General features: G+C 56.4%; 7 protein-coding genes and 1 pseudogene. 3 read left to right on the top strand and 5 right to left on the bottom strand.

Annotated features, from left to right (window positions below):
* From M0974_RS11580 to M0974_RS11570, 3 genes and pseudogenes are all read right to left on the bottom strand, one after another.
* Positions 1-124 (bottom strand): annotated as a pseudogene (locus tag M0974_RS11580) (anti-sigma factor); the annotation flags it as partial.
* Positions 121-669 carry a sigma-70 family RNA polymerase sigma factor gene (locus tag M0974_RS11575; protein WP_297836355.1) on the bottom strand — a complete coding sequence of 183 codons (549 nt, stop codon included), beginning with the start codon at positions 667-669 and terminating at the stop codon, positions 121-123. The pseudogene M0974_RS11580 and the gene M0974_RS11575, both read right to left, overlap by 4 nt.
* Before the next feature lie 165 nt (positions 670-834).
* A complete protein-coding gene (locus tag M0974_RS11570) occupies positions 835-1,425 on the bottom strand; it encodes a fasciclin domain-containing protein (protein WP_297836353.1) in 591 nt (196 codons plus the stop codon).
* A gap of 215 nt (positions 1,426-1,640) precedes the next feature.
* Between M0974_RS11570 and M0974_RS11565 the strand changes: the two genes are divergently transcribed.
* Together M0974_RS11565 and M0974_RS11560 are read left to right on the top strand one after the other, a co-directional pair.
* Positions 1,641-2,174 (top strand): DUF2780 domain-containing protein, encoded by a 534-nt coding sequence (locus M0974_RS11565; RefSeq protein WP_297836352.1) that lies wholly within the window; start codon positions 1,641-1,643, stop codon positions 2,172-2,174.
* 144 nt (positions 2,175-2,318) lie between these two features.
* Positions 2,319-2,819: an ATP-dependent zinc protease gene (locus M0974_RS11560; RefSeq protein WP_297836350.1), complete on the top strand. Its 501-nt coding sequence runs from the start codon at positions 2,319-2,321 to the stop codon at positions 2,817-2,819.
* 76 nt (positions 2,820-2,895) lie between these two features.
* Here M0974_RS11560 and M0974_RS11555 read toward each other — a convergent pair whose 3' ends face one another.
* Complete coding sequence (locus M0974_RS11555) at positions 2,896-3,072, bottom strand: hypothetical protein (RefSeq protein WP_297836348.1); 177 nt, start codon at positions 3,070-3,072, stop codon at positions 2,896-2,898.
* Complete coding sequence (locus M0974_RS11550) at positions 3,069-4,208, bottom strand: PepSY domain-containing protein (RefSeq protein ID WP_297836347.1); 1,140 nt, start codon at positions 4,206-4,208, stop codon at positions 3,069-3,071. The genes M0974_RS11555 and M0974_RS11550 overlap by 4 nt, the downstream gene beginning before the upstream one ends.
* Positions 4,209-4,519: 311 nt before the next feature.
* On the opposite strand from M0974_RS11550, the gene M0974_RS11545 reads away from it, so the two are divergent.
* On the top strand, positions 4,520-6,748 hold the full coding sequence (locus tag M0974_RS11545) for a TonB-dependent siderophore receptor (protein ID WP_297836345.1): 2,229 nt from the start codon (positions 4,520-4,522) through the stop codon (positions 6,746-6,748).
* Positions 6,749-6,871: the final 123 nt, after the last annotated feature.

Here is a 6,871-nt window from a genome sequence, read left to right as displayed (position 1 = left end):
CCGCACGCAGGGCCGGATCGTCCAGCATTAAATGCTCAAAACGAAGGCGCGCGGCAGTGGACATTAAGCCAATGGCGTAATCGGCGGCGAGTGCACGGCGCAGTGCGGGTTGTTGATAATTCATGATTCAAGACACCTGCGCAGGCGTTCCATGCCTCGGCGAATCCACGACTTCACCGAGCCTAATGGCGCGGCCAGTTGCGTGGCTAGATCTGTGTTGGACACTCCATGAAAATAGGCAGTAATAATCGATTTGCGTTGCATCCCCTCTAGTGTATCCAGGCAGCGCTCCAACGCACGGGCTTCGCGCTGGCTATCGAGTTGTTCGTGTGCAGATGGACTCTCATCGATCAGCAGGTCGGCCTGATCGTCGGTCAACGGCACTTCGCGGTGCTTGCGTAGCTGGTCGATGGCTAGGTTGCGCGTGATGTTGACCATCCAAGTCATGGGCGCCGATAAATTTTCGTTGTAACGCGAGGCGTTGTGCCAGATGCGTACGAAGGCTTCTTGCAGGACTTCTTCCGCCAGATCGTTGCGACTCATGCAGCGCAAGGCTACTGCGAACAATCGTCCGGAAGCTTTGCGATACAGGCTTTCAAATGATCGGCGGTTGCCCAGCGAGCATTCGGCCAGTAGTTGCCTGAGTTCATCGGCGTCGACAGAAGAAATAGCGGCTCTCCAAACAAGATAAAGGTACTGCGCGTGCTTATTGGCAACTCCATGGCAGGGTAGTTCAGGATTAACGGCTGTTCCATTCACCTTAATGCTCTCGTTGTAGGAAACCGCTAGATAAAAGAGCCACCGGCATGTTTGTCAGCCATGCCGGTGTGAATATCAGCTCTTGGGCATCAGTACTTTGTCGATCACGTGAATCACGCCGTTGGACTGAGTAACGTCATAGGTGCTGATGTCGGCAACGCCGCCTTTTTCATCTTTAATGATGATGTTGTGCGGGCCGTTCATCATCAGCCACAGCTTGCCGCCGCTGACGGTAGTTAATTCGGTCTTACCGCCACCCGCCTGAATACGTTTGCTCAGTTCTGCCATGTCCAGGTTACCGGCGACAACGTGGTAGGTCAGGATGTGGGTCAATGTGGCTTTGTTTTCAGGCTTGAGCAGGGTGTCCACGGTGCCCGCTGGCAGGGCCGCAAACGCTGAGTTGACTGGGGCAAACACAGTGAACGGGCCTTTGCCTTTTAGCGTATCGACTAATCCGGCTGCTTTTACGGCAGCGACCAGGGTGGTGTGGTCGGCGGAGTTGACGGCGTTGTCGACTATCGTTTTGCTGGGCGACATGCTCTGACCGCCAACCATGACCTGATGTGTCATGTCAGCCGCTTGCACACTTGAGAACATAAAGCCGGTGGACAACGCCAGCGTCAGCAGGCTGGCGATCATTGGTGCTTTAACCGAAGTGCGTGTCATGGGGATGTTCCTTGTTAGATGGGATCGGCCAGAGAATCTGTCCGTGCTTCATATACGAAGGGGCCCCCGGTGTGGATGCATGCAAGTGAATATTATTTTTTGCTGCCATCAGGAGGGTTGAATCGCAAGCGCTGGGGAACGATCCCCCTGCAATTGCGGTCCAATCGGCAGTTTTCTACCGGTGATGACCGGGCACGAATCAAGGAGTTATACCGATGGACATCAAACGCGCTTTTGCACTCGCTACCCTCATGACTGTGGCTGCAGCCCCGGTATTCGCTTTCAACCTGAACGATGTGGCTGGCGCCGTTTCCGGTTCGGGCGGGGTGAACGGAAATGCCGCCTCTACGCCACAGGCGGCGGGCTTGGTCAGCGCCCTAACGGGCAGTGGTTTGAACGTGACCCCAACTCAAGCAGTCGGCGGTACTGGCGCTTTAATGGGGTTGGCCAAAAACAAGTTGAGTGGCGGTGATTATTCTTCGCTGACCAAATCCGTTCCTGGCCTGGATCAGCTCTCGGGGGCTGGTGCTTTGAGCAGCTTGATGGGCAATGCCGGCGGGGCCTCGGCAACGGGGGCGCTGGGTAACGTTCAGAGCATGGGTGACGTTAATTCGGCCTTTAGCAAGTTGGGCATGAGCAGCGACATGGTGGGGCAGTTTACGCCGATCATTCTGAAATATTTGGGCGACCAAGGCACCAGCGGAACTGTCTTGAAAAGCCTGGGCAGCCTCTGGGGTGTAGGCGGCTAGTCAGCAGGTTTAACGCATCGCCGTGCAAGGCGGCGATGCGAGCATTTACGAATGTTTCACGCGACTATGTTCATGCTGGGCTTATGCTGGCGTCCATTGATACTGGCTGCTTGTAGGCTCCATCTATTCTGAGGATACCCTTACGTGAAATTGATTCTGGCCCTGTTGTCCGTGCTTGCGTTGCCTGTTATGGCCGCCGAGCCAACGTTGTATGGCCGCTACGAATACATCGGCGTTCCGGAAATCGGCGAAGTCCTTAAGGGCAAAATGGACACCGGCGCATTGACCGCTTCGCTGTCGGCCAAAGACATTGAGCTGTTCAAGCGAGATGGCGAAGACTGGGTTCGTTTTCGCTTGGCCACCAAAGACGCCACCGACAAGGTTTACGAACACAAAGTCGCGCGGATCAGCCGAATCAAGGGCCGACTCGACGGTGATGATGAGGAGGAACCGGCCGATCCTGCCAAGCGCCCAGTGGTAAATCTTGAGCTGTGCCTCGGCAACGCCAAGCGCACGGTGGAGGTCAACCTTGTGGACCGCAGCCACTTCAACTATCCGCTGTTGATCGGCGCCAAAGCCCTGCGAGAGTTTGGCGCAGCGGTGAACCCGGCGCGACGCTATACGGCAGACAAGCCGGATTGTTGAGTAGCCAATTTCTCATTGGCAGCCAAATGCAAAACAGGGGCTGTGTTTGCTGCGTGAGGTGCGGGCTTTCTTGCACTTACCTGCGCCACAGTCCTCGCACACTCAACACCGCCGGAATTCCCATTCCGAGCCACGACAGTGTGTCCCACGCGCCGTCGCCTAACAGCGCCGCAAACAGCCCTGCCGCCATGAGTAAGCCCATCCAGATCGGATGAGCGAACACGGTCCAGTTACTGGTGTGTCGAACTTTCATCGAACCGTCTCCGCGAGCGCCGCATCGACCCGGACTAACCTCGCCGCACGCCGCCGTACCCACCACAAGTACACACCGCTGCCGAGGACGATGATGGTCAGAACATCGAGCAACCCCCACAGGATTTTCATCGGCATGCCACCGTAGTCACCAAAGTGCAGCGGTTGCGACATGCCCAGTGCATTCATGTACCAAGGGCGATCAACGATGGCGGTGACGTGCAAATCGCTGGCATCGATCAATACCGGAGTCAGCAAGTGCGAGGTGAGGTGTGTAGCGCCCTTCATGAACACGGCGTAGTGGTGCTCACTGGAAAAACGTGTGCCGGGGAATGCGATGAAGTCTGCTTCCATACCGGGAACCGCATCTTCGGCAATTTTCAGCAGCCCGCTAGCGGGCGCGCGATTCAGCAGCGGCGGGGCGTCGCGATACGGTGCAAGCATCGCCGCCAGGCTGTCATTGCGCCAAGCGGTAATCATTAGATCGGAGCAGGCGTTGATCACGCCGGTGACGCCAACCACCAAAGTCCATGTCAGGGTCACCACACCGATCAGGTTATGCAGATCGAGCCAGCGCACGCGGCCGGATTTGTTCTGGCGCACGGTGGCAAATTTCAGGCGGCGCATGAACGGCGCATAAAGCACTACGCCCGAGACGATGGCGATGACGAACAGCAACCCCATCGCGCCAAGAAACAACATGCCCCACGGGCCTGCATACATGTCGGTGTGCAGGCGGAGCATGATCATCATGAAGCCGCCGTTGGCCGAAGGCTTTTCAAACGCCTCACCGGTACGAGCATCCAGCATGAAGGTGTGGGATGAGTTCGGTTCGGTTCCCGCAGTAGCCGCCATGATTGCGAGGACGCTGTTAGGCGTGTCGTCATCCCAGCCAAAATATTGCATGACCTCGCCCGGCCGATGCGCCTCAGCGGCGAGTACAAGTTCCTGCAAGCTCAGTGACGGCGTGTTGGCCGGCATCTGTTTGAGGTCGGGTGAATTGCCCAGCAGATGATCAATTTCATGATGAAAAATCAACGGCAGCCCAGTGACTGCCAGCATCAGCAGAAACACAGTGCAGATCAGGCTGGTCCAGGTGTGGACGAATGACCAGCGGCGGATGGTTCGGCTTTTCATGTTTTTTCCAAAAACGAAGGGCCACCTACGATGAGTGGCCCTGTTTCGATTTGTACGCTTTTGACTGACAGCACGAGCGGCCTCTAGATGATAACTTTGATACTAACGAGAATGTTTCGCGATTGTGTCAGAGCGTGGTGCGGGAAGCAATTAGAGCTGATTTGGACCAGAGGGCTGTAGGAGATGTACTACAAAATGATTGCAAAACGCTAATGAGAGAACTTATCATTCGCTTTAATGTCGCGTTTATCATCTGCATTTGCTGTAGTCCTTTTCTCTTAATCTCCGCCGGCCTTTCCTCAGGATCGACAATGCACACTCCCGCTCGACCAAGCATCCCCCTGCGCCCGACTCTACTTGCCTTGCTTTGCTCGCTTACGATCAATGCCCATGGCGCTACCAACGAACAATCGCAGGATGCGGGCAACACTCAAGAGAATGGCAGTGTGGTGCTGGGTGACGTAAATATTGATGCGCAGGCGACTGCACCGACCACCAGCCTTGCTCCGGTTTATGCCGGTGGGCAGGTTGCACAGGGCGCGCAACTGGGTGTTCTGGGTAACCAAGACATCATGGACGTGCCGTTTAGCACCACGTCCTACACCGAAAAGTTGATCCGTGATCAGCAGGCCGAGAACGTGGGCGACGTGTTGTTGAACGACTCGTCTGTTCGTCAGGCCGGTGGTTATGCCAACCAGTCCCAGGTGTTCATGATCCGTGGTTTACCGCTGAGCTCCGATGACATCTCTTACAACGGTTTGTATGGCGTACTGCCGCGTCAGATCATCTCCACCGATGCCCTTGAGCGCGTCGAAGTGTTCAAAGGCCCCAACGCATTCATCAACGGTGTGACGCCGACCGGCTCCGGTATCGGCGGCGGCGTGAACCTGCAGCCTAAGCGTGCGGATGATATTCCGTTGCGTCGCCTGAGCATGGACATCAGCGATGACGGTCGGATCGGCGAGCATCTGGACATAGGCCAACGCTTCGGTGAAGGCAATCAGTTTGGCGTGCGGGTGAACTTGGCTCAGCGCGAAGGCGACACCGCCATCGACGACGAGAGCAATCGCGCCAAGCTGTTCTCCATCGGCCTGGATTATCGTGGCGACGCATTGCGTATTTCCGGCGACTTTGCCTACCAGAGCGAGCGCATCAACGGCGGGCGTAACTCGGTATTCCTCGGCAGTGCAACGCAGATTCCTGACGCGCCGTCGTCCACTACCAACTACAACGCTAAATGGGCTTACACCGACATTCAAGACACGTTCGGCATGATGCGCGCCGAATATGACTTGAACGATCACTGGACTGCATATGCCGCAGCCGGGCAAAAGCACACGCGTGAAACCGGGAACTATTCGTCGGTCACCTTGGCCGACAACCTCGGCAACGCAACCATTTCAGGCTCGTTCATTCCCCACATCGAGGACAACACCAGCGCCATGGCTGGGTTGAACGGCACGTTTCAGACCGGACCCGTCAGCCACAAGCTGAACTTCGGTTTGGCAGGCATCTGGACCCAGCAGCGCAGCGCATACGATTTCGATCTGACCCCGCACGCAACCAATATCTACGACCCGGTGGATACACCGGCTCCGGTGGGCAACTTTCCCGGCGGCGATCTGGGTGATCCCAATGTTGTCGGTAAAACCATTGTTCGCAGTGGCGCGGTGTCCGACACCCTCGGCTTCATCGATGATCGCGTACTGCTGACGTTGGGTGTACGACGCCAACAACTGATCGTGCAGGGTTATAGCTACGCTGACAGCAGCCGCACGGCCTTTTACGATGAGTCGATCACGACCCCGGTTTACGGAATTGTGATTAAGCCTTGGGACCACGTGTCCCTCTATGCCAACCACATCGAGGGTTTGGCTGCAGGTCCGACAGCACCGACATCTGCGGGTAGTTTGACCGTCAGCAACGGCGCCCAAGTGTTCGCTCCCGCACGTTCGAAACAGACGGAAGCAGGCGTGAAAGTCGACATGGGTACTTACGGCGCAAGCGCGGCTGTGTACCGTATCGAGCAACCGAGTGACGGTTATACCCAAGCTGTCGATGCCACTACCGCTGTGTATGTTCGCGACGGCGAGCAGGTCAACAAAGGGGTTGAACTGAACGTCTTTGGCGAGCCGATTCAGGGGCTGCGTTTGCTGACTGGCCTGACTCGCATGGAAACTGAGTTAAAGGGCACTGCGGGCGGCACCAACGATGGCAATCGCGCCATTGGTGTTCCGACCTTCCAGTTCAACGCCTCGGTTGATTGGGATGTACCTGGCTTGCAAGGTGTTTCCCTCAACGGGCTGATGTTGCGCACAGGTGGTCAATACGCCGATGCTGCCAACACCCTCAGCTTGCCGACCTGGAACCGCTTTGACGTAGGCGCTCGCTACAACTTCAAAGTTGATCACCGCGACGTCACCGTGCGCGCCACGGTAGAGAACGTGGCGAACAAAGACTATTGGGCCTCCGCACAGGGTGGCTTCCTGACCCAAGGCGATCCACGTCTTGTTAAGTTGTCGGGCTCGATCGACTTCTGATAGTTAGTTTGTTTTGTAGAAAGGCCCAGCAGAAGTGATTCTGTTGGGCCTTTTTTATTAGGGGTTTGCAGTTCAGTCTGAACTGCACCCAAAAAGTTGGACACCCATCTGACTTTTTGGGTG

This window comes from Pseudomonas sp. (assembly GCF_026224925.1).
Lineage (GTDB): Bacteria > Pseudomonadota > Gammaproteobacteria > Pseudomonadales > Pseudomonadaceae > Aquipseudomonas.
The sequence above is the reverse complement of the archived record's forward strand: the minus strand, read 5'-3'. Positions and strand labels throughout refer to the sequence as shown.

Excerpts from the sequence above, each read along its gene's own strand:
- M0974_RS11570 (WP_297836353.1), bottom strand. The coding sequence starts at position 1,425 with ATGACACGCACTTCGGTTAAAGCACCAATGATCGCCAGCCTGCTGACG.
- M0974_RS11565 (WP_297836352.1), top strand. The coding sequence starts at position 1,641 with ATGGACATCAAACGCGCTTTTGCACTCGCTACCCTCATGACTGTGGCT.
- M0974_RS11555 (WP_297836348.1), bottom strand. The coding sequence starts at position 3,072 with ATGAAAGTTCGACACACCAGTAACTGGACCGTGTTCGCTCATCCGATC.
- M0974_RS11550 (WP_297836347.1), bottom strand. The coding sequence starts at position 4,208 with ATGAAAAGCCGAACCATCCGCCGCTGGTCATTCGTCCACACCTGGACC.
- M0974_RS11545 (WP_297836345.1), top strand. The coding sequence starts at position 4,520 with ATGCACACTCCCGCTCGACCAAGCATCCCCCTGCGCCCGACTCTACTT.